Annotated in this window: 17 protein-coding genes; 15 read left to right on the top strand and 2 right to left on the bottom strand. The window is 74.6% G+C overall.

What is annotated here, in order from left to right; translation table 11 throughout:
- The first annotated feature begins 139 nt into the window (after positions 1-139).
- The 5 genes from AC3WT4_RS12025 (at position 140) to AC3WT4_RS12005 (ending at position 7,328) form a co-directional block, all read left to right on the top strand.
- Positions 140-1,393, top strand: a complete 1,254-nt coding sequence (locus AC3WT4_RS12025) for a PQQ-dependent sugar dehydrogenase (RefSeq protein ID WP_492315530.1) — start codon at positions 140-142, stop codon at positions 1,391-1,393.
- Positions 1,394-1,921: 528 nt separating this feature from the next.
- Positions 1,922-3,037, top strand: coding sequence for a resuscitation-promoting factor (locus tag AC3WT4_RS12020; protein ID WP_492315529.1), 1,116 nt, complete (start codon positions 1,922-1,924; stop codon positions 3,035-3,037).
- Between the two features lie 143 nt (positions 3,038-3,180).
- Positions 3,181-4,974, top strand: a complete 1,794-nt coding sequence (metG, locus tag AC3WT4_RS12015) for a methionine--tRNA ligase (protein ID WP_209829470.1) — start codon at positions 3,181-3,183, stop codon at positions 4,972-4,974.
- 2 nt (positions 4,975-4,976) lie between these two features.
- Positions 4,977-5,984, top strand: coding sequence for a TatD family hydrolase (locus tag AC3WT4_RS12010; protein ID WP_492315528.1), 1,008 nt, complete (start codon positions 4,977-4,979; stop codon positions 5,982-5,984).
- 177 nt (positions 5,985-6,161) lie between these two features.
- Positions 6,162-7,328 carry a resuscitation-promoting factor gene (locus AC3WT4_RS12005; protein WP_031316670.1) on the top strand — a complete coding sequence of 389 codons (1,167 nt, stop codon included), beginning with the start codon at positions 6,162-6,164 and terminating at the stop codon, positions 7,326-7,328.
- A 43-nt stretch (positions 7,329-7,371) separates the two neighbouring features.
- Here AC3WT4_RS12005 and AC3WT4_RS12000 read toward each other — a convergent pair whose 3' ends face one another.
- Positions 7,372-7,770, bottom strand: a complete 399-nt coding sequence (locus AC3WT4_RS12000; RefSeq protein ID WP_074808028.1) for a VOC family protein — start codon at positions 7,768-7,770, stop codon at positions 7,372-7,374.
- 126 nt (positions 7,771-7,896) lie between these two features.
- Here AC3WT4_RS12000 and AC3WT4_RS11995 point away from each other — a divergent pair, with 126 nt between their 5' ends.
- From AC3WT4_RS11995 to AC3WT4_RS11980, 4 genes are all read left to right on the top strand, one after another.
- Positions 7,897-8,895 carry a helix-turn-helix transcriptional regulator gene (locus AC3WT4_RS11995; protein WP_492315527.1) on the top strand — a complete coding sequence of 333 codons (999 nt, stop codon included), beginning with the start codon at positions 7,897-7,899 and terminating at the stop codon, positions 8,893-8,895.
- A 341-nt stretch (positions 8,896-9,236) separates the two neighbouring features.
- Entirely contained in the window at positions 9,237-10,697 is a 1,461-nt protein-coding gene (locus tag AC3WT4_RS11990) for a resuscitation-promoting factor (protein WP_492315526.1), read from the top strand.
- Positions 10,698-10,828: 131 nt separating this feature from the next.
- Positions 10,829-11,770 carry a 16S rRNA (adenine(1518)-N(6)/adenine(1519)-N(6))-dimethyltransferase RsmA gene (gene rsmA, locus AC3WT4_RS11985; RefSeq protein ID WP_074808025.1) on the top strand — a complete coding sequence of 314 codons (942 nt, stop codon included), beginning with the start codon at positions 10,829-10,831 and terminating at the stop codon, positions 11,768-11,770.
- Positions 11,767-12,717 (top strand): 4-(cytidine 5'-diphospho)-2-C-methyl-D-erythritol kinase, encoded by a 951-nt coding sequence (locus tag AC3WT4_RS11980; RefSeq protein ID WP_083385171.1) that lies wholly within the window; start codon positions 11,767-11,769, stop codon positions 12,715-12,717. The genes rsmA and AC3WT4_RS11980 overlap by 4 nt, the downstream gene beginning before the upstream one ends.
- Before the next feature lie 12 nt (positions 12,718-12,729).
- Here AC3WT4_RS11980 and AC3WT4_RS11975 read toward each other — a convergent pair whose 3' ends face one another.
- Positions 12,730-13,752: an acetylxylan esterase gene (locus AC3WT4_RS11975; RefSeq protein WP_492315525.1), complete on the bottom strand. Its 1,023-nt coding sequence runs from the start codon at positions 13,750-13,752 to the stop codon at positions 12,730-12,732.
- Positions 13,753-13,968: 216 nt separating this feature from the next.
- Between AC3WT4_RS11975 and AC3WT4_RS11970 the strand changes: the two genes are divergently transcribed.
- The 6 genes from AC3WT4_RS11970 (at position 13,969) to AC3WT4_RS11945 (ending at position 22,299) form a co-directional block, all read left to right on the top strand.
- Positions 13,969-16,029 (top strand): beta-xylosidase family glycoside hydrolase, encoded by a 2,061-nt coding sequence (locus AC3WT4_RS11970; protein ID WP_492315524.1) that lies wholly within the window; start codon positions 13,969-13,971, stop codon positions 16,027-16,029.
- A 265-nt stretch (positions 16,030-16,294) separates the two neighbouring features.
- Entirely contained in the window at positions 16,295-17,383 is a 1,089-nt protein-coding gene (locus tag AC3WT4_RS11965) for a LacI family DNA-binding transcriptional regulator (protein ID WP_074808016.1), read from the top strand.
- Between the two features lie 48 nt (positions 17,384-17,431).
- Positions 17,432-19,063, top strand: coding sequence for an FAD-dependent oxidoreductase (locus AC3WT4_RS11960; protein ID WP_108050077.1), 1,632 nt, complete (start codon positions 17,432-17,434; stop codon positions 19,061-19,063).
- Between the two features lie 53 nt (positions 19,064-19,116).
- Complete coding sequence (locus AC3WT4_RS11955) at positions 19,117-20,442, top strand: ABC transporter substrate-binding protein (protein ID WP_492315523.1); 1,326 nt, start codon at positions 19,117-19,119, stop codon at positions 20,440-20,442.
- 2 nt (positions 20,443-20,444) lie between these two features.
- A complete protein-coding gene (locus AC3WT4_RS11950; RefSeq protein ID WP_233140156.1) occupies positions 20,445-21,332 on the top strand; it encodes a carbohydrate ABC transporter permease in 888 nt (295 codons plus the stop codon).
- Positions 21,322-22,299: a carbohydrate ABC transporter permease gene (locus tag AC3WT4_RS11945; protein WP_286186122.1), complete on the top strand. Its 978-nt coding sequence runs from the start codon at positions 21,322-21,324 to the stop codon at positions 22,297-22,299. The genes AC3WT4_RS11950 and AC3WT4_RS11945 overlap by 11 nt, the downstream gene beginning before the upstream one ends.
- Positions 22,300-22,320: the final 21 nt, after the last annotated feature.

Here is a 22,320-nt window from a genome sequence, read left to right as displayed (position 1 = left end):
ACGGCCGCCGAAGGACCGGCGGCGCGGGCCGAAGGTCCGTCGCCCCGCCCGTCGTCACCCGGCACGACCCGCCGCTGCGGGTGACGATGGGCGGGTGCGACGCCACCACGGGACCCGGGCCTCAGGTCGAGGGCCCGCCGTGCCCGCGCGGGCCGGCGTGCCCGCGCTCGCCGTCGGGCTCGCCGTCGTGCTCGGCGCGGGCGCGTGCTCGGACGGGGCGCCGGACGACGCGCCCGCCCCCGCGCCGTCGGCCACGACCGCCACGTCCCCGCCCGCCGACCCTGTCGCGCCCGACGCGTCCGCCCCGTCGCCGGAGGCCGCCTCCGACGGCCTGGTCGTGGTGCCCGAGGTGCGCGTCGACGTGGCCGAGGTCGCGACCGGGCTCCCCGCGCCGTGGGGGCTCGCGGCGCTCGCGGACGGCACGCTGCTCGTCTCGCTGCGCGACGAGCGCCGGCTGGTCGTCGTCGACCCGGCGACGGGCGCCGTCGAACCGGTGACCGGCCCGGGAGCGGACGACCTGCGCGACGGCACGGTCGCGCGCGGCGAGTCGGGGCTCCTCGGCGTCGCGGTGGGCCCGGCGGGCGGGGCCGCGGCGGGGGAGGTGTTCGCGTACCGGACCGCGCCGGACGGCAACGAGGTGCTGCGCGGGACGCTCGCGGGGCGCGAGCTCTCCGCCCTGACCACGGTCGTCGAGGGCGTGCCCGCGGCGTCCACGCACGACGGCGGACGGCTCGCGTTCGGTCCCGACGGCCACCTCTACGTCACAACGGGGGACGCGCAGCAGCGCGGCGCGGCGCAGGACCCGGGAGCGCTCGCGGGCAAGATCCTGCGCGTCACGGTGGACGGCGATCCCGCGCCCGGCAACCCGGACCCGGCCTCGCCGGTGTGGAGCCTCGGGCACCGCAACGTCCAGGGGATCGCGTGGGACGCGACGGGCCGGATGCTCGCGTCCGAGTTCGGCCAGGACACGTTCGACGAGCTCAACGTCGTCGTGCCCGGCGGGAACTACGGCTGGCCCGACGTCGAGGGCACGGGCGGGGCGGCGGCCGGGTTCGTCGACCCGGTGGCGACGTGGCCGACGTCGGACGCCTCGCCGAGCGGGCTCGCCGTGACCCGCGAGGGCGCGTACCTCGCCGGGCTGCGCGGGGAGCGCCTGTGGCGCGTGCCGTTCACGTCGCCCGACGGCGGCAGCGACGCCGCCGCGTTCGGCGCGCCGCAGGCGGTGCTCACGGACCGCGGTCGGCTGCGCGCGGTCCTCGTGGACCCGGCGACGCCGCCCGGTGCCGACGGGAGCGCGGTGCTCTACGTGCTGACGGGCAGCACGGACGGTCGGGGCGACCCGCGCGACGGAGACGACCGGCTCCTGCGCGTCACGGTGACGCCGACGGGGTGAGCACCGGGACCGCCCGGGGCTTGGCCGCGGGAGCGGCCCGGGCGTCGGAGACCGACCCGCCGAGGGCCGATCTGGAGACCGCCGGGCCGATGTCGGGGGACGCGCGCCGTGACCAGGCGGTTTGGTGTGCGATAACGAATCGGTTACGGTCGAGTGTCTCGCGTAGCCGCTCACCGGGGACAGGTGTATTGGCCGGCCGTGGGACGCGGCCTCTCCCGGGCGCCCAGGGCGCCGAGGGCCGCAGGACGCCGGATCGGCCGGTCGAGCCGGGTGCGCCCGCCACGCTGCGGAGCACCCCGGAGGCGCGTGCGCGCCGTCGACCCCCGTGCCCGGGAGCCCCCGACGACTTGGACCACTGTGCACAACCCCTTCCGTTCCCGCGCGCCCGAGACGGCCGACGTCACGGCGCACACCCCCGAGACCACCCCTGAGGCGGTGCCGACCGCCGAGAGCCCCGAGAACCCCACCCGTCGGTCCGCCCGCGCGGCCCGGTCCCTCCGGTCGACGCGTCGGCGGCGCTGGTCGATCGTGACGGCGGCCACCGCCGTCGCGCTCGTCGGCTCCGGCGCCGTCGCCTACGGCGAGGCCAGCAAGACCGTGACGATCGACGTCGACGGCGAGACGACCACCGTCAGCACGCTCGCCGGCTCCGTCGGCGGCGCGCTCGACGCCGCCGGCGTCGAGGTCGGCGCGCGCGACCAGGTCGCGCCCGATCCCGGCTCCGCGCTCGGCGACGGCGACGACGTCGTGGTGCGCCTCGGCAAGAAGGTCACCGTCCAGACCGACGGCGCGCAGTCCGACGTCTGGCTCACCGCGCTCGACGCCGACGAGGCGCTCGACACCCTCGCGGAGCGCGGCGGCGACGTCCGCCTCGTCGCGTCGCGGTCCGGCGAGCGCGCGTCGCTCGACCTGCGCCTCGACACCGACGGGCCGGTGAACGTGGTCGCCGACGGGCAGACGAAGGTCGCGCCCGACGGCAGCATCGGCATCCCCGCGATCCTCGACCAGCAGGGCATCGAGCTCGGCGAGCTGGACCGCGTGAGCGTCCAGCGCGTCGAGGCGCCCGAGCCGGGCGCACCGGCGGTGTCGCTCGTCGTGCAGCGCGTCGTCGTCGAGCAGCAGCAGGCCGCGACCCCCGTGCCGCACGGGACCGTGCAGCAGCCCGACGACGCCAGGTACACCGACGAGTCGGCCGTCACCCAGGCGGGTGCCGACGGCGTCACCACGACGACGTTCCAGGTCACCCTCGTGGACGGCGTCGAGGAGTCGCGCGAGCAGCTCTCGCAGGAGGTGACGACCGCTCCCGTGGACGAGGTCGTCGCGACCGGCACGAAGGAGCGCCCGAAGGACCCGCGCTCCATCGGGCAGGCCATGGCCGCCGAGCGCGGCTGGACCGGCTCGCAGTGGACGTGCCTCGAGAACCTGTGGACCAAGGAGTCCAACTGGAACCCGACGGCGGACAACCCGACGTCGAGCGCCTACGGCATCCCGCAGTCGCTGCCCGGCTCGAAGATGGCGAGCAAGGGCGCCGACTGGGCGACCAACCCCGCGACCCAGATCGCCTGGGGCCTCGACTACATCGCCGGCTCCTACGGCTCGCCGTGCGGCGCGTGGTCGCACTCGCAGGCCGTCAACTGGTACTGAGCACGAGCGCGCTCCCGCCGAGCACGGGGTTGCCGACCTTCCCAGGCTGAGGAAGGTCGACGACCCCGTGCTCGGCGTCGCTCGATCTCCGGGAGGCGGACGCCGCCGCAGAGCGCGGCGCGGCCCGACTAGGATCGGGCACCATGACCCACATCCTCTCGGCCGTGGCGTGGCCGTATGCCAACGGGCCGCGCCACATCGGCCACGTCGCAGGTTTCGGTGTCCCGTCGGACGTCTTCAGCCGGCACATGCGGATGGCGGGTCACGACGTCCTCATGGTCTCGGGCACCGACGAGCACGGCACGCCGATCCTCGTCCAGGCCGACAAGGAGGGCGTGACCCCGCAGGAGCTCGCGGACCGGTACAACCGGGTCATCGTCGAGGACCTGCACCAGCTCGGCCTGTCGTACGACCTGTTCACGCGGACCACGACGCGCAACCACTACGCCGTCGTGCAGGAGATGTTCCGCACGGTGCACAAGAACGGGTACATGGTCGAGCAGACGACCATGGGCGCGATCTCGCCCTCCACGGGCCGCACGCTGCCCGACCGCTACATCGAGGGCACGTGCCCCATCTGCGGCTACGACGGCGCGCGCGGCGACCAGTGCGACAACTGCGGCAACCAGCTCGACGCGATCGACCTCATCAACCCGCACAGCCGCATCAACGGCGAGACGCCGAAGTTCGTCGAGTCGAACCACTTCTTCCTCGACCTGCCCGCGTTCGTCGACGCGCTGGGGGACTGGCTGCGCACGCGCACCGCGTGGCGCCCGAACGTCCTGAAGTTCTCGCTCAACCTGCTCGACGACGTGCGCCCGCGCGCCATGACGCGCGACATCGACTGGGGCATCCCGGTCCCGCTCCCCGGGTGGGAGGAGAACTCGAGCAAGCGCCTGTACGTGTGGTTCGACGCGGTGATCGGGTACCTCTCGGCCTCGATCGAGTGGGCGCGGCGCAGCGGCGACCCGGACGCGTGGCGCGCGTTCTGGAACGACCCGGAGGCGCGGTCGTACTACTTCATGGGCAAGGACAACATCACGTTCCACTCCCAGATCTGGCCGGCCGAGCTGCTCGGCTACGACGGCCGGGGGAGCAAGGGCGGCGCCCCGGGCCCGTACGGGAACCTCCAGCTCCCGACCGAGGTCGTGTCGAGCGAGTTCCTCAACGTCGAGGGCCAGAAGTTCTCGTCGTCGCGCGGCGTCGTCATCTACGTGCGCGACATGCTGGCCCGCTACCAGCCGGACGCGTTCCGGTACTACGTGGCGTCGGCCGGGCCGGAGACGCAGGACGTCGACTTCACGTGGGCGGACTTCCAGCGCCGCACGAACGACGAGCTCGTGGCCGGCTGGGGCAACCTCGTGAACCGCACGGCGAACCTCGTGCACAAGAACTTCGGGGCGATCCCGGAGCCGGGGCAGCGCCAGCCGATCGACGAGGGCGTCCTCGCGACGACGACGACCGCGTTCGGGCGCGTGGGCGAGCTCATCGCGACGCACCGTCAGCGCGCCGCCGTCGCCGAGGCCATGAAGACGGTCGGCGAGGTGAACAAGTACGTGTCGGACACCGAGCCGTGGAAGCTCAAGACCGACCCGGACCGGCTCGCGACCGTGCTGCACACGGTGACCCAGGCCGTGAGCGACCTCAACACGATCCTGTCCCCGTTCCTGCCGCACTCGGCGCAGCAGGTGCACGAGGCGTTCGGCGGCACGGGCACGTTCGCCGCCCAGCCGCGCATCGACGAGGTGACCGACCTCGACGACGACTCGCGCCACTACCCGGTCATCACGGGCGACTACCGCGCCGAGGGCCTGGCGACGTGGGAGCCGAAGGCCGTCGTGCCCGGCACCCCGGTCGGCAAGCCGACGCCGGTGTTCACCAAGCTCGACGACTCGATCGTCGAGGAGGAGCTCGACCGCCTGCGCGAGAACGCCTGACGGTGGCGAAGCAGCGCGAGCGCGGCTGGCCGCCGGACCCGGAGCCGCTGCCGGTCCCGGTGGTGGACAACCACACGCACCTCGACTCGATCGCCCACGTCCTCCCCGGGGACACCCCTGCCCCGACCGTCGCGGACCACCTGGCCCGGGCGGCGGCCGTCGGCGTGGACCGGGTCGTGCAGGTCGGCTGCGACCTGCCGGCGGCGCGGTGGACGGACGCCCTCCTGCGCGGCGACCAGGCGATCTGGGGTCGCGAGCAGGCGGATCCGGCGCGTGCTGAGGCGGGGACGAGCCAGGACCACCTGGTCGGCCGCGCGGGGGCGCCGGGGGTCGCGAGCGTGCTCGGGGCCGTGGCGATCCATCCGAACGAGGCCGTGCTGCACGGTGGGGTGCGGGAGGTCGGCCCGGACGGGCTCGAGCCCGACCCGCGGCCGCACCACGACGTACCGCTCGACGACGCGGTCGCGGAGATCGCGGCGATCGCCCGCGCGAACGACCGCGTGCGCGCGATCGGCGAGACCGGGATGGACCTGTTCCGGACCGGCCCCCGGGGCGAGGCCGTCCAGCGCGAGGCGTTCCGCGCGCACGTCGCGCTCGCGAAGGAGCTCGGTCTCGCGCTCCAGATCCACGACCGCGACGCCCACGCGCAGGTGCTCGACGTCCTCGCGCGCGACGGCGCCCCCGAGCGGACGGTCTTCCACTGCTACTCGGGCGACGCCGCGATGGCCCGGTCCTGCGCGGAGCAGGGCTGGTACCTGTCCTTCGCGGGCCCGGTGACGTTCCGCGCGAACGACGAGCTGCGGGCGGCGCTGCGCGCCGTCCCGCTCGAGCAGGTCCTCGTCGAGACGGACGCCCCGTACCTCACGCCGCACCCGTACCGCGGGCGTCCCAACGCTCCGTACGTCCTGCCGACGACGGTCCGTACCGTCGCCGAGGTCGTGGACCTCCCGCTCGCGGACGTGTGCGAGCGCCTGGCCGCGACCTCCGTCGCGGTCTACGGACCCTGGTGACGACGACGCGGTCGGGCGGGCGGACCGCGTCCGGTGCGCGAGGGCTGCGAGGTTTCGCCCCAGGTCACGTTTCGGCTACGGTCGGGTCCGTGCGTCGTGCGCCCCGCGCCGACGACGTCCCGCACCTCGCCCTCGGCGCTCGCCGACGGGCGTCCTCCCGCAGAAGGGACCGCCCGCGTGCTCGCACCTGACGGAACCGGTCGGCGGCGCGTGCAGCGCCTCGCGGCCCAGGGCCTCGTCGTCGCGAGCCTCGTCGGGGTCACCGGCGCGTTCGCCACGCTCCACAAGGACGTCACGCTCGACGTCGACGGCGAGCTGCACCAGGTCTCCGCCTACGGGCGCACGGTCGCCGCGGTGCTCGACTACCAGGGCGTCGCGGTCGGCGAGCAGGACCTCGTCGAGCCCGCGCTCGCCGACCCGGCGCGCGACGGCGGCACGATCGTCGTGCGCACGAGCCACGACGTCACCGTCGAGATCGACGGCCAGGTGCAGACGATCCCGACGACGGCCCGCACCGTGGGCGAGCTGCTCACGTACCTCGGCCCGCGCGCGGAGGGCGCCGTGACCGAGGTGTCGCGTACCCAGGCCCTCGGGCGCGAGCCGATCCGGGTCTCCACGCTCAAGACGGTCCACGTCGCGGTGGACGGCGCGGTCATGCCCATCACGACGGCCGAGCCCACGGTGCGCGGGGTCCTCGCGACCGCGGGCATCGTGCTCGCCGAGGGCGACGGCACGTCCGCGCCGCTCGACGCCGCGGCGGTGGACGGCATGCTCGTGCTCGTGAGCCGCGCGGCGGCCACCGCGGACACGGTCACGGAGGTCCTGCCGTTCGAGACGGAGGAGCGAGAGGACCCCACGCTCCCGCAGGGGCACCGCGTCGTCGTGCAGTCCGGTCGCGTCGGCGAGGCGGTCACGACCTACTCGGTGCAGACGCTCGGCGGGGCGGAGGTGTCGCGCACGGTCCTCACGCGCACGGTCACGACGGAGCCGCGCAACGAGGTCATCAAGGTCGGGACGATGGACGTCTCGGTCTCGGTCGACCCCGGCTCGGCGCGCGCCGTGGGCCGCTCCCTCGCCGCGCAGCGCGGCTGGGGCGACGACCAGTTCGTGTGCCTCGACAAGCTCTGGACCAAGGAGAGCAACTGGCGCGTCGACGCGGACAACCCGAGCTCGAGCGCGTACGGGATCCCGCAGGCCCTCCCCGGCTCCAAGATGGCGAGCGCCGGCTCCGACTGGCGCACCAACCCGGCGACGCAGATCACGTGGGGCCTCGGGTACATCGAGGGCCGCTACGGCACGCCGTGCTCGGCGTGGTCCCACTCCGTCGCCAAGGGCTGGTACTGACCGCTCCCCGCTGCCTCCCCGCTGCCGCCCCGCCGTCGGCCCGTCATCGCCCGAGCATCTCCAGGTAGTGCGGGTTCTGCATGATCCCGAGGACGTTGCCGAACGGGTCCACGACCGAGGCGGTGACGAAGCCCTCGCCCTGCCCGCGCTCGACGACGCCCTCGTACTCGGTCGCGCCGAGCGCCAGGAGCCGGGCGAACGCGGCCCGCACGTCGTCGACGTGCCAGTTCGCGATCGCGCCGCCCGGCGTCCCCGGCTGGGGGTGCGGCGACCACGAGCGGGCGATGATGCCCAGCTCGTCCTGCCGGTCGCCCACCCGGAACTCCACGTACCCGCCCGGCACCACGTAGTAGGGCTCGGTCCCGAGCACCTCCGCGTACCACGCGGACGCGGCCTCGAGGTCGTCGGCCCACAGGTTCAGCGTCGCCATCCCACGCAGCATCGTCGTCTCCTTCGTCGTCGGGCGGTGCCCGGTGCTGTCGTCCCGTCGCCCCCGGCGGGGCCGACACCTCGAACGTAGGACCCCCTGCGGAACGTGCGGTTCCGGATCCTGCGGCACGATGGGGACGTGCTCGACACCTCGGTCCGGCTCCTGCGCCTCCTGGCGCTCCTGCCGGCCCGCCCGTCGTGGTCCGGTCCCGAGCTCGCCGAGCGCCTGGGCGTGACGACCCGCACGGTGCGCAACGACGTCGAGCGCCTGCGCATCCTCGGCTACGAGGTGCGGTCGTCTCCGGGAGCGGCGGGCGGGTACCGGCTGGGCTCGGGGGCGGCGCTGCCGCCGCTCCTGCTCGACGACGAGGAGGCGACCGTCATGGCGGTCGCGCTGCGCGCCGCGGCCGCCGGGTCGATCGCCGCGGCCGCCGGGTCGATCGCCGGGGTCGAGGAGGTCGCGGCACGTGCGCTGGTCAAGCTCGACACGGTCCTGCCCGCCCGCCTGCGGGTCCGGGCGGACGCGCTGCGCGCCGCCGTGGCGAGCGCGCCCGGCGGCGGGCCGGCCGTCGGGGCGCAGGTGCTGGCGGACGTCGCGGCGGCGATCGCCGCGCGCACGGGGCTGCGCCTCGACTACCGCGCGCACGACGGCACGACGACGTCCCGCGCCGTCGAGCCCTACCGTCTCGTCCACGTGGGGCGCCGCTGGTACCTGCTCGCGTTCGACCTCGACCGGGACGACTGGCGCACGTTCCGCGTGGACCGGCTCGCGCTGCGCACGCCCGGGGGCCCGCGGTTCGTGCCGCGCCCCGTGCCGGGCGGCGACGCCGTCGCGCACGTCGTGCGCGGCGTCGGCTCGGCCGCGTGGGCGCGGCCGGTACGGGTGCGGCTGCACGCCCCGGCGAGCGTCGTGGCGGAGCGGCTCTCCCCGGTCGCGGGCGCGCTCGCCGACGACGGCCCCGACGCGTGCGTGCTCGAGACCGGGGGCACGTCGCTCGCCCAGGTCGCGGGGTTCCTGCTGAGCCTGGACGTGGACCTCACCGTGCTGGACCCGCCCGAGCTCGCGGCCGTCCTCGCCCGGCTCGGGGCGCGCGGCGTGCGCGCCGGGCGTGCGCGTGCGGAGGGGGAGGGCCCGTGAGACGGCGTGCGGGAGTCGTGGAGGGCGCACGACATTCACGCCGAAATACGGACAGAACTCGCCAGCGTATCCCCCCAGGGGTTGGACTTCGATAACAGATCGGTTACGGTCGATCGTCGCTCGCGCGTGAACGGCGTGCCCCGACGGTCCACCCGGACCGGCGGGACGTGCCCGGACCGACGCGAGCGGTGCGCCGTCGACGGGCCCTGGGGAAGGGGTGCCGAGGGTGGCGCCGGCAGCCGGATCGGCCGCTCGAGACCCGTGGTCGCACGTGTGCGCCCGCCGCGGAGGACGACAGTCCGCCGTGGGCCACGGGTGGTGCTACGCGCCGTCGAGCCTCCGTGCCCGGGACGCACGACGACTGGACCCGAGTGAAGAACCCCTTCCACCGGACCGCTGACGCGGCCGGCGCCCCCGAGGGCGCCGACATCACCCCCGACACCACCGAGACCCTCGCGGAGAGCCCCCAGAGCCCCGCGACCACCACCGCGCACCGTCGCCGTCGCTGGCCGCTCGTCGCCGGCGCGACCACCGTCGTGCTCCTCGCGACCGGTGCCGTCGCCTACGGCAACGCGCGCAAGACCGTCGAGCTCGACGTCGACGGCCAGATCACCACCGTCACCACCTTCGCCGGCTCCGTCGAGGGCCTGCTCGCCGAGCAGGACGTCGCCGTGGGCGACCGCGACCTCGTCGTCCCCGACGTCGACTCGGCCCTGCGCGGCGGCGGCGACGTCGTCGTGCGCTACGGGCGCGAGGTGCCCGTGCAGGTCGACGGCTCCCAGTCCTCCGTCTGGCTCACGTCGCTCGACGCCGACGAGGCGCTGACGACCCTCGCCTCGCGCGGCAGCGACGTGCGCCTCGTGGCGTCGCGCTCCGGCGAGCGCGCCTCCCTCCCGATCCGCCTCGACGCGGACGGCCCCGTGAACGTCGTCGTCGACGGCGAGACGAAGGTCGCCCCCGACGGCAGCATCGGCATCGACGCGATCCTCGACCAGCAGGGCGTCCAGCTCGGCGAGCTCGACCGCGTCCACGTCGAGAAGACCGAGCAGGTCGAGGCGGCCCAGGCCGCCGCGGCCCCGGCCGAGGAGGCGCCCGCCGCCGACGCGGCCGCCACCGAGGAGCCTGCGGCCGTCGCGACGTCCAAGGACACCGAGGCCGCGGCGGACGCCGCGCCCGTCTCGCTCGTCGTGCAGCGCGTCAAGGTCGAGGAGGTGCCCACCGAGGCGGCCGTCCCGTTCGAGACGGTCACCGAGGAGGACGCCGACCGCTTCAAGGACCTCGACCCGGTCGTCAAGCAGGAGGGCGCCGACGGCGTCCACACGACCGTGCACCGCGTCACGACGGTCGACGGCGTCGAGGAGTCCCGCGAGCTCGTCTCCGAGGGCGTCACGACGCCCCCGGTGAACAAGATCCTCGTGCAGGGCACCAAGGAGCGCCCCAAGCCGGAGCCCAAGCCTGCGGCGCCGCAGCGCTCGTCGTCCTCGTCGTCGTCGAGCGGTGGCTCCGCGTCGGGCGGCTCGCCCGCCCCGGCGCCGGCCCCGGCCGCCGACCTCGGGTCGGCCCCGGCGGGTGTCTGGTCGGCCCTCGCGCAGTGCGAGTCCGGGGGCAACCCCGCGACGAACACGGGCAACGGCTACTACGGCCTGTACCAGTTCTCGCTCTCCACGTGGCGGGCGATGGGCGGCTCCGGCCTCCCGTCGGAGGCCTCGGCGGCCGAGCAGACGCAGCGTGCCCAGGCGCTCCAGGCCCGCTCGGGCTGGGGCCAGTGGCCCGCGTGCGCGCGCAAGCTCGGGCTCCTCTGAGCCCGCACGGCACGCACGCGGCCGCCTGACGGCGGACCGACGAACACCGCGGAGGGCGGGGCGCACGGCGCCCCGCCCTCCGTCGTGCCCGGCGAGGGCCGGTCGGCGCCGGGTCGGTAGGCTTGCGTCCCATGAGCGATACCCGAGGCGCCCTGCTGGGTCCGGCCGAGATCCGTGACCTGGCGGGGCGTCTCGGCGTCCGCCCCACGAAGACCCTCGGCCAGAACTTCGTGCACGACGGCGGTACCGTCCGCAAGATCGTGCGCGCGGCGGACGTCCGCCCGGGCGAGCGCGTCGTCGAGGTCGGGCCCGGCCTCGGCTCGCTGACCCTCGGGCTGCTCGAGGCGGGCGCGAGCGTCGTCGCGGTCGAGATCGACCCCGTCCTCGCGCGCCAGCTCCCCGACACGGTCGCGGCGCACGTGCCCGACGTCGGCGACCGGCTCGAGGTCGTGGGCGCGGACGCGCTCGAGGTGACGACGCTGCCCGGCGAGGCCCCGACGGCGCTCGTCGCGAACCTCCCGTACAACGTCGCGGTGCCGGTGCTGCTCACGTTCCTCGAGCGCTTCGACTCGCTCGAGCGCGTGCTCGTCATGGTGCAGGCCGAGGTCGCGGACCGGCTCGCCGCGCCCCCGGGGTCGCGCACGTACGGCGTGCCGTCGGTGAAGGCCGCCTGGTACGCCGACGCACGACGCGCGGGCACGATCGGGCGCAACGTGTTCTGGCCCGTCCCCAACGTCGACTCGGCCCTCGTCGCGCTCGACCGCCGCGAGCCCCCCGCCACCGTGGCGACCCGGGAGCAGGTCTTCGCCGTCGTGGACGCCGCGTTCGCGCAGCGCCGCAAGATGCTGCGCTCGGCGCTGTCCGGCCTCGCCGGCTCGGCGAGCGTCGCGGCCGAGGTGCTGGAGGCCGCGGACGTCGACCCGCAGGCGCGCGGCGAGGTGCTCGACGTCGCGGCCTTCGCGCGCGTCGCCGAGCAGCTCGTCCGCCGCGTCGGCCTCGCCGACCGACCGGTGCGCGGCGCCGGCCCCGCCGCGGGGCGGCCCACCGGCCGACCTGGCACAGTGGACGCGTGACACCCCCGCGCCCGCCGAGCATCTCCCTCGCGCCGCCCCCGTCCGTCCGCGTGCGCGCGCCCGGCAAGGTCAACCTCTCGCTGCGCGTCGGTGCGGTGCAGGACGACGGCTACCACCCGCTCGTGACGATCTTCCAGGCCGTGGGGCTCAGCGAGGACGTCGTCGCGCACCAGGTGCCGCCCGGCTCCGGGGTGTCGCTCAGCGTCTCGGGCCTCCAGGCGGACGCCGTGCCGACCGACGAGACGAACCTCGCGTGGCGCGCCGCCGTCGCGCTCGCGGAGCACGTGGGGCTCGACCCCGACGTCCGGCTGGAGATCCACAAGGAGGTCCCGGTCGCGGGCGGCATGGCCGGCGGGTCGGCCGACGCCGCCGCCGCGCTCGTCGCGTGCGACGCGCTCTGGGACGCGGGCGTGCCGCGGGCCGAGCTCGTCCGCCTCGCCGCGGGGCTCGGGGCCGACGTCGCGTTCGGCCTCGTCGGGCACACCGCCGTCGGCACGGGGCGCGGCGACGTGCTCACGCCCGCGATGACGCGCGGGGAGTTCCACTGGGTGTTCGCGGTCCAGGCCGAGGGGCTGTCGACCGCGCAGGTCTACCGCACCTTCGACGAGACCGTGGGCGGGCCGGCCGAGCTCGACCTCGCGGAGGACACCGCGCTCATGCAGGCCCTGCGCGCGGGCGACGCCGTCGGGCTCGGGCAGGTGCTGCGCAACGACCTCCAGGGCCCGGCGCTCGCGCTGCGGCCCGAGCTCCGGCGGACGATCGACGTCGCGACCGAGGCCGGCGCCCTGGGCGCGATCGTGTCCGGCTCCGGCCCGACCGTCGCCGCGCTCGCGCGCAGCCGCCAGCACGCGCTCGCGATCGCCGCCTCGTGGACCGCGAACGACGCGTGCGACACCGTCTGGTGCACGACGGCCCCCGCGGCGGGCGCGCGCGTCGTCGCGCACTGACGTCCCGGCGGTCTAGCGGTCGCGCAGCCAGGCGAGCTGGCGGGCGAAGCGGTAGCCCTGGCCGCCCTCGTGCTCGTTGTAGCGGTAGACGTCGATCGCTCGCTCGGCCGCGGGTGCCGCCCCGGCGGCCGCGCCCCAGCCGTTGTACGCCGCGTAGACGGTGGACGGCGGGCAGACCTGGTCCATGAGCGCGACGGAGAACAGCGTCGGCGCGGTGGCGCGGCGCCCGAGGACCGCCCCGTCGAGGTAGGACAGCGTGCGGAACACGGTCTCCTCCGCGTCGCGGTGGACGGCGAGGTAGCGCGTCAGCTCACGGTACGGGTCCCGGTCCGTGATCTCGACGGCGCGGCGGTAGTGGCACAGGAACGGGACGTCCGGGAGGGCCGCGACGAGCCCGTCGGCGAGGCCCGCGACGGCGATGGCGATGCCGCCGCCCTGGCTCACGCCGTGCACCGCGACACGCTCGGGGTCGATGCCGGGCAGGGAGCGGACGGCGTCGACGGCGCGCACGCCGTCGGTGAAGACGCGACGGTAGTAGTGGTCGTGCGGGTCCTCGATGCCGCGCGTGAGGACGCCCGGGACGGCGGGTCCCGACCCGGCCGGGTCGGGCGTTCCACCGCCGCTGCCCCACTGGCTGCCCTGACCGCGCGTGTCGACGACGAGGTGCGCGTACCCGGCGTTCGCCCACGCGAGGTGCTCGTGGGGCAGGCCGCGACCGCCGCCGTACCCGAGGAACTCGACGACCGCGGGCAGCGGGGCGCCGTCGCCGGCCGCGGCGGCGCGGGCGGCCTCGGCGGGCCGCACGAGCCACGCCTTGACGGGCTGGCCGGCGAACCCGGGGAACGTCACGTCGTCGACCACGACGAGGTCGAGGCCGGTCTCCGCGCGCTCCAGCCGCACCGACCCGGCCAGGTCCCCGCCCGCCTCGCGCGACTCCGCGAGGGTCTTCGCCCAGAAGGCGTCGAGGTCGGCGGGCTCGTCGAGCACGGGGGCGTAGGTCTCGAGCTCGGCGAGGGGCAGGTCGAAGAGCGGCACGGGGCGATCCTCCGGTCAATACGTCTGATGTCCGACATTCAGGTGCGGTCGGGACGACTCTAGCGTCGTGGCCCCGAGCACCGTGAGCACGCTAATAATGCGCATCATCCCTTTGACCTCCACCGTGCTCGTCCGGCGACACTGCCAGCAGCCCACGTCCCGACGTGGCGCCCGGCGGCGACGACGCCGCCGGCGAGGAACCGACGGAGGTCCCCTGTGAGAACCCGAGCAGCAGCACCACGCCGCAGACCGCGCGCCGCGGCGACGGCGGTCGCCACCCTGACGGCGGTCCTCGCCGCCGGGGCGGTCGTCCCGGCCACGGCCCAGGCCGCGGGCGCGCCGTCCGCGGCCACCGCCCCGACGACGACCGGAGCGACCACCGGAACGACGGCGACCCCAGCGACGACCGGAGCGACGGCCGACGGCCCGTCGGCGTCCGACCTGCCCGTGTTCGAGTACCGCGGCGTGGTCACCGACAAGGAGTCGATGATCTACAACCCGACGGACGAGTTCATCTTCCCGAGCGTCTTCCACGCGGGCGCGTACCTCGACGACCCGCTGGGGGAGTGGTACCTCTACTACGCCCCGCACGACTCCCCGGGCGGGATCTCGGTCATGTACGCCGACTCGCTCGAGGGCCCGTGGACGGAGTACGCCCACAACCCGATCGTCGCGGACGAGTGGCTGCCGTTCTACGAGCGCGTCTCGCACGTCTCGTCGCCCGACGTCCTGTGGGACGACGCGACGGACCAGGTGCTCCTGTACTTCCACGGCGAGAACTCCACGACGCGCTGGGCGACGTCGCCCGACGGGCTCGCGTTCGACGACTCGGGGGTCGCCGTGACGAACGCCGACAGCGGCGCGGGGACCACGGAGACCTCGTACGCGCGCGTCGTCGAGCACCCGGACCCGTCGTCCGGCTACCGGTTCGCGATGACGTACATGCAGAACCGGACCGACAACATCCGCCGCATCAAGGTGGCCGAGTCGGTCGACGGCAAGACCTGGGTCGTGCGGCCGGACCCGCTCGTCGTGCCCGATGCCGCGACCGGCACCAACGTGTCCGGCGGCAACCTGTGGGAGTGGGAGGGCCAGCTCTACGTGATCTACCACGGCTCCACGGGCATCACGTTCGCCCGCACGCTCGACCCGACGATGACGCAGGTCGGCCCGCGGTGGGAGCTGCACCGGGCGAGCGGCGTGGGCGACGACACGGGCCGGGTCGCGGCCCCCGAGATCGTCACCGACGGTGACGAGACGTACCTCTTCTACGAGTCCGGCGACCGCCTGGGCGCGACGATCGCGTGGGCGCAGCGCGACCCCGACGCCGTGCGGCCCCCGGAGCCGGGCCAGGACCCCGACCCGCTGCGCGAGCGGTGCAGCGGCGCGGCGTCCGACGAGTTCGACGGCACGACGCTCGACCCGGCGCGCTGGACCGTGGTCCGGCCGGGGACCGCCCGGCACGAGCTCGTCGACGGCTCCCTGCGCGTCCCCGCGTACCCGACCGGCGTCGCCGGCGCCGCGCTGCCGCTCCAGGCCGTGCCCGCCGGGCCGTGGGAGGTCACGACGGCCGTCTCCGTCTCCCCGACGGAGCGGTTCCAGCAGGGCGGTCTCCTGCTGTACCGCGACGACGCGAACTACGCGAAGCTCGACCTGGTGCACGGGTCGCTCGGACCGCGGGTCGAGTTCATCTGGCGCCAGGACGGGACGGACCGCAACACCGGCTTCGACTCGGTCGTCCCGCCCGCGGGTCTCGGCGACACCTTCTGGTTGCGCCTGACGAGCGACGGGACCGCCGTGCAGGCGTCGGTGTCGGTCGACGGCGTCGAGTTCGCGCCGTGGGGCCGCACGGTGGACGTCGCCGCGCTCCGGGCGACGGGCGTCGGCCCGTTCGCGATGCGGGGCTCGGCGACGCCGCCGGAGATCGTCGCGTCGTTCGACTGGTTCCGCTGGACGCCCACCGCCCAGGAGGCGGCGGCGTGCGACGACGACGAGCCCGCCGTCGAGGTCGAGGCCGTCACGCGGTGCCTCGCGGGCCGCGCGTACGTGGCCGTGACGGCGCGCAACGCGGGCGACGGCGCGGTGGCGGTCCGGCTCGCGACGCCGTTCGGCGAGCGCACCGTGGCCGACGTCGCGTCCGGGCGCAGCGCGTACCAGTCGTTCGCGACGCGGGCCACGACGGTCGCGGCGGGGGAGGCGACGGTCGAGGTCGTCGGTACGGACGGCGTCGGGCAGGGGACGGCGACCGCGCCGTACGGCGCGCTGACCTGCGGGTAGCGCGCCGCGCGAGCAGGGGGGCGACGGGCCCGGGGACGCACCACGGTGCGGCCCCGGGCCCGTCGTGCGTCCCCGCGACCCGCTCGCCCGGCCGCAGCGCCGGCCTCAGCCCGTGCCGCACGGCATTATGCGGATCACCCGACGCCCGCCCGGCCGCGGAGTCGCGCGGATCCCGGCGTAATAATGCGTATTATCGCGTTGACCGGCCGGGCCCGGCCTGGCGAGACTCCTTCCACGTCATCGACGACGTGATCGAGGAGGATCCATGCCGAGGCACCGCATCACCCAGGCCGACGTCGCCGCCATGGCGGGCGTCAGCCAGGCGACGGTCTCGTTCGTGCTGAACGACTCCACGCCCGCGGGGGTGCGGATCAGCGAGGAGACGCGGCAGCGCGTGCTCGACGCGATCCGGATCACGGGCTACTCGGCGAACCCCGTCGCGCAGCGTCTCGCGGGCGGGCGCAACCAGATCCTCGGCGTCTTCACCTACGAGGCGACGTTCCCGCGCGCCGGGCGCGACTTCTACGGGCCGTTCCTCGTCGGGATCGAGCACGCGGCCGAGAAGCTCGGCATCGACATCCTGCTGTTCACGAGCGCGCGCGTCGTCGACGGGCGGCGCCGCCTCACGCGCGACGGCTGGCAGCGCCTCGGGATCGCCGACGGCTGCCTGCTGCTCGGCCAGCACGAGGACCGCGGCGAGCTCCAGCACCTGCTCGACACGAACTACCCCTTCGTCTTCATCGGCAAGCGCGGCAGCGACGGCGGACGCCTGCCCTACGTCGGTGCCGACTACGTCGCGGCGACCGCGCGCCAGGTCGAGCGGCTCGTCGAGCTCGGGCACGAGCGCATCGGGTACGTCGGGCCCCGCGGCACGGACCAGCCCACGCTCGACCGCGTCGACGCCTACCGCGCGACGATGAAGGCGCACGGCCTGACCGTGCGGTTCGTCGAGCTGGACGACGTCCCCGCGACGGCGACCGAGATCGTGGACCAGCGGCTCACCGCCGTCGTCGTGGCGCCCGAGAACTCCCCGGAGGAGCTCGTCGACGAGCTCGAGGACCGGGGCGTGCGCGTGCCGGCGGACGTCTCGGTGCTCCTGCTCGGCCAGCCGCACCACGGGCGCCCGGGCGGGCGCCGCTGGTCGGGCTTCTCCATCCCGCGCGAGGAGATGGGCGCGCGCGCCCTCGTCCTGCTGTCCCGCCTCGTCGCGGCCGAGTCCGGCTCGGGCCGCTCGGACCGCCGTGCGTCGCGCGCCGTCGCCGTCCCGGAGGAGGAGCTCCACCAGCTCCTCGAGTGCGTGGACGTCGACGGCGAGACCGTCGCCGCGCCGTCGGGCGTCGCCGCGCCCGCCTGACCGACCTCAGACCGCACCACCGAGCACCAGAGAAACGGAAACCCCAGCGTGACCCATGCAGACCTCCAGGCAGACGTCCTCGTCGTCGGCGGCGGGCTCGGCGGCGTGGCCGCCGCGCTCGCGGCGGCGGAGCGCGGCGCCCGCGTCGTCCTCACCGAGGAGCACCCGTGGATCGGCGGGCAGCTCACGTCCCAGGCGGTACCGCCGGACGAGAGCCCGTGGGTCGAGCGGTTCGGCGTGACCGCGCGCTACCGCGCGCTGCGCGACGGCATCCGCGACGTCTACCGCCGCTCCTACCCGCTCACCGACGCCGCGCGCACGTGGGACGCCCTCAACCCTGGCGCGGGCTGGGTCTCCAAGCTGTGCCACGAGCCGCGCGTCGCGGTGGGCGTGCTCGAGGAGATGCTCGCCCCGTGGCGGTCCGCGGGCCGCGTCCGCCTGCTCGAGCGCGTGCGCCCGACGGCGGCCACCACCGACGGCGACCGCGTCACCTCCGTGACGCTCACCCCGGTCACCGCCGACGGCGCGGGCGCGGCCGTGACGGTCCACGCCGCGTTCGTCGTCGACGCGACCGAGACGGGCGAGCTCCTGCCGCTGACGGGCACCGAGTACGTCACCGGGTTCGAGTCGAACCGCGAGACCGGGGAGCCGAGCGCGCCGGACGAGGCGCAGCCCGACAACGTGCAGGCCCTCAGCGTGTGCTTCGCCGTCGAGCACGTGGACGGCGACCACACGATCGACCGTCCCGAGCGCTACGACTTCTGGAGCACGTACACCCCCGGGCCGTGGAACGGGCGGCGGATGCTGTCGTGGGAGGCGCCCAACCCGCGCACGCTCGCGATGGACGTGCGGTCGTTCACCCCGAACCCGGGCGACGACCCGCGCGCCGTCGACGCCGACCAGTCGAAGAACCCCGGCGACGGCAACCTCTGGACGTTCCGGCGCATCGCGGCCCGCGACCTCTTCGCGCCGGGTCACTACGCGAGCGACCTGTGCCTCGTGAACTGGCCGAGCATCGACTACTTCCTCGAGCCCGTGCTCGACGTGCCGCGCGACGTGGAGGAGGCCCGGATCGCCGACGCCCGGCAGCTCAGCCTCTCGATGCTCTACTGGATGCAGACCGAGGCGCCCCGCGCCGACGGCGGGACCGGCTTCCCGGGCCTGCGCCTGCGGCCCGACGTCATGGGCTCGGCCGACGGGCTCGCCCAGGCGGCCTACCACCGCGAGTCCCGCCGCCTGCGCGCCGTGACGACGGTGACGGAGAACGACGTCTCGTACGCCGTGCGCGGCGACCGCGGCGCGACGCGCTACGACGACTCGGTCGGCGTCGGCATGTACCGGATCGACCTGCACCCCTCGACGGGCGGCGACACGTACATCGACGTCGCGTCGACGCCGTTCGAGATCCCGCTCGGCGCCCTGCTGCCGCAGCGCGTGACCAACCTGCTCGCCGCCAACAAGAACATCGGCACGACGCACATCACCAACGGCTGCTACCGCCTGCACCCGGTCGAGTGGAACATCGGCGAGGCCGCCGGCCACCTCGCGGCGCACTGCCTCGCGACCGGGCGCACGCCGCACGCCGTCCAGTCGAAGGCCGACCTCCTCGCCGACTACCAGGACGAGCTCGTCCGGGCGGGCGTCGAGCTGCGCTGGCCCGCCGAGGCCCACCCCTACTGACCCGGGCTCCCCGCGCCCGGCACCCCGCCCACCCTCAGTCCGAAGGAGAACTGATGAACCCCCTCACCCCGCGCACCCGACGCCGCCTCGTCGGTGCACCCCTGGCCGCCGGCGGCGTCGCGCTCGCCCTCGTCCTCACCGCGTGCTCCGGCGGCGGCGACGACGTCGCGGGCGAGCCGAGCACCCCGAGCGAGCCGGTCGAGCTGCGCATGACCGTCTGGACGGCCGACGATACGCAGCTCGCGCAGTTCCAGGAGATCGCCGACGCGTACGTCGCGGAGAACCCGGACCTCGTGTCCGGCGTGACGTTCGAGACGATCCCGTTCGAGGACTACACGACGTCGCTCACGACGCAGCTCGCCGGCGGCAACGCGCCGGACCTCGCCTGGATCCTCGAGAGCTACGCGCCCGAGTTCGTGGCGAGCGGCGCGCTCGTCGACGTCGCCCCCAAGCTGCAGGAGACCGAGGGGTACGCGTACGACGACCTGCTCGACTCCTCGCTCGCGCTGTGGCAGAAGGACGACGGCCTGTACGCCTACCCGTTCTCCAACTCGCCGTTCGCGCTGTTCGTCAACACCGACCAGGTCGCCGCGGCGGGCCAGCCGAGCCCGGCGGACCTCGTCGCGTCGGGCGACTGGACCTACGACCAGGTCCGCGAGATCGCGGCGGCGGCCGCCGCGACGTCGGGCAAGCAGGGCCTCGTGGTGCGCGACTTCGACTACAAGGTGTGGGAGAACCTGTCGACGATCTGGGACGGCTGGGACGCGGCGCCCTGGAGCGAGGACGGCACGCAGTGCACGTTCACCGACCCCGAGATGGTCGACGCGCTCACGTGGGTCCACGACGCGACGTTCGTCGACAAGGCGCTGCCCGGCCCCGGCACGACGGCCGACTTCTTCGCGGGCGACTCCGCCATGACGATCACGCAGATCAGCCGCGCGTCGTCGCTCGACGACTCGTTCGGGTGGGACGTCGTGCCGCTCCCGGCGGGCCCGGCGGGCCAGCAGAACGTCATCGGCCAGGCCGGCATCGGCGTCTTCGCGGCCGGGGAGCACCCTGACGTCGCGGCCGACTTCCTCGCGTGGTTCACCAACCCGGAGAACGCCGAGACGCTCGCCGCGTACTTCCCGCCGCCGCGCGAGTCGCTGCTCACCGCCGAGACGCTCGGGGCGGCCAACCCGAAGCTCAGCGAGGAGCAGCTCCAGGCGGTCGTCGTCGACGGCATCCAGGGTGCCGTGACGAAGCCGTCGCACCAGAACTTCGCCAAGCTGCAGGACACGGTGCGGGCCCAGCTCGACGCGCTGTGGACCGCCGACGCGGACGTCGAGGGCGTCCTCGCCGACACCTGCGCGGCGATCCAGCCCCTCCTCGGGGACTGAGCGTGGCGTCCTCCGCACTCGCACGACGGGACGCGGCCGTGGGCTACACCATGGTCGCGCCCGCCGTGCTCGGCGCGCTCGCGTTCGTCGTCGCGCCGTTGGTCGCCGTCGTCTGGTACTCGCTGCACGAGTGGAACGTCCTCGCGAACACGTTCACGTTCGCGGGTGCGGACAACTACGAGCGGATGCTCGCCGACCCCGGGCTGCGGGACTCGCTCCTCGCGAGCCTGTGGTTCTCCGTCGGGCTCGTCGTGCTCAACATCTCGCTCGCGCTCGTCCTCGCGGTGCTGCTCAACCAGCGGCTCCCCGGCACGACGACGTTCCGCACGTTCTTCTTCTCGCCGGTCGTCGTGTCCCTCGTGGCGTGGACGATCGTGTGGAGCTTCCTGCTCCAGGCCGACGGCGGCATCAACGGGTTCCTGTCGTTGCTCGGCGTCGACGGCCCGAACTGGCTGCGCGGGGAGACGACGGCGATGCTCTCGGTGATCGTCGTGCAGGTCTTCAAGAACGTGGGCCTCAACATGATCCTGTTCCTCGCGGCCCTGCAGGGGGTGCCCGAGGAGATCCAGGAGGCCGCGCGCATCGACGGCGCCGGCGCGTGGCGCCGGTTCCGGTCCATCACGCTTCCGCTCATCAGCCCGACCGTCCTGCTGGTCTCGATCCTCACGATCGTGGGCTCGCTCGAGGTGTTCGCGCAGATCGCCGTGCTCACGGGCGGGGGGCCGGGGAACTCGACCACCGTGCTCGTCTACTACCTGTACCAGCAGGCGTTCCGGTTCAACGACTTCGGCTACGCGAGCGCGATCTCCGTCCTGCTGTTCGTCATCGTCCTCGTCCTGACACTCGTGCAGTGGCAGACGCGCAAGAGGTGGGTCTTCCATGAAGTCTGACGTGATGCCCGGCCCGGCCACGCTCCCGGGCGCGGACGACGGCCCGGCCCGGCCCGCGGCGTCGGGCACGGGCGGCGCCGACGGCGGGGCGACCCGCGGCGGACGGCGCGGGCGCCGCACGGGGAGCGCGCGCACGCGCCGCCGCTGGGGGCGCGCGGCGCTCGTGGCGCTCCTCGTGGTGCTCAGCGTGCCGTTCGTCTTCCCGACGTGGTGGATGGCGACGTCGAGCCTCAAGCCGATGAGCGAGATCCTGCGGGCCGTGCCGACGCTCTGGCCCCAGGACCCGTCGTTCGCGGCCTACGGCGAGGTGTTCCGGCTGCAGCCGTTCGCGCAGCAGTACTGGAACAGCCTCTACATCGCCGTGGTCGTGACCGTCGGGACGATCCTCGTGGCCTCGATGGCCGGGTACGCGTTCGCGCGCATCCGGTTCCCCGGGGCGAACGCGCTGTTCCTGCTCGTGCTCGTCGGGCTGCTCGTGCCGTCGGAGGTGACGATCGTCCCGCTGTTCCGGATGGTCAACTCGCTCGGGCTCATCGACACGCACTGGCCGCTCGTGGTCATCCCGATCCTCGGGGCGCCGAGCGTCCTCGCGACGTTCATCATGCGCCAGTTCTTCCTCGGGCTCCCCGGCGAGCTCGAGGAGGCGGGGCGCATGGACGGCCTCGGGCGGTGGGGGATCTTCTGGCGGATCGCGTTCCCGCTGTCGCGCTCGGCGATCTCGGCCGTCGCGATCTTCACGTTCCTCAAGTCGTGGAACCTCTACCTCGAGCCGATCGTGTACCTCTCGAGCAAGGACCGGTTCACGCTCCCGCAGGCGCTCACGCAGTACGTCGACGCCTACGGCGGCCCGATGTGGAACGTGCAGCTCGCCGCGACCACGCTCACCGTGCTGCCCGTGCTCGCGGTGTTCCTCGTCGCGCAGAAGCAGTTCGTCCAGGGCCTCGCGCACACGGGCCTCAAGGGCTGACTGACCGCCCACCCGTGAGTG

Source organism: Cellulosimicrobium sp. EB106-03-01-XG111 (genome assembly GCF_058792115.1).
This window is presented reverse-complemented; position numbering and strand designations above follow the sequence as displayed.

Coding starts and splice junctions, on each gene's coding strand:
- AC3WT4_RS11945 (WP_286186122.1), top strand. CDS start 21,322: ATGAAGTCTGACGTGATGCCCGGCCCGGCCACGCTCCCGGGCGCGGAC.
- AC3WT4_RS11955 (WP_492315523.1), top strand. CDS start 19,117: ATGAACCCCCTCACCCCGCGCACCCGACGCCGCCTCGTCGGTGCACCC.
- metG (WP_209829470.1), top strand. CDS start 3,181: ATGACCCACATCCTCTCGGCCGTGGCGTGGCCGTATGCCAACGGGCCG.
- rsmA (WP_074808025.1), top strand. CDS start 10,829: ATGAGCGATACCCGAGGCGCCCTGCTGGGTCCGGCCGAGATCCGTGAC.
- AC3WT4_RS11965 (WP_074808016.1), top strand. CDS start 16,295: ATGCCGAGGCACCGCATCACCCAGGCCGACGTCGCCGCCATGGCGGGC.
- AC3WT4_RS12000 (WP_074808028.1), bottom strand. CDS start 7,770: ATGCTGCGTGGGATGGCGACGCTGAACCTGTGGGCCGACGACCTCGAG.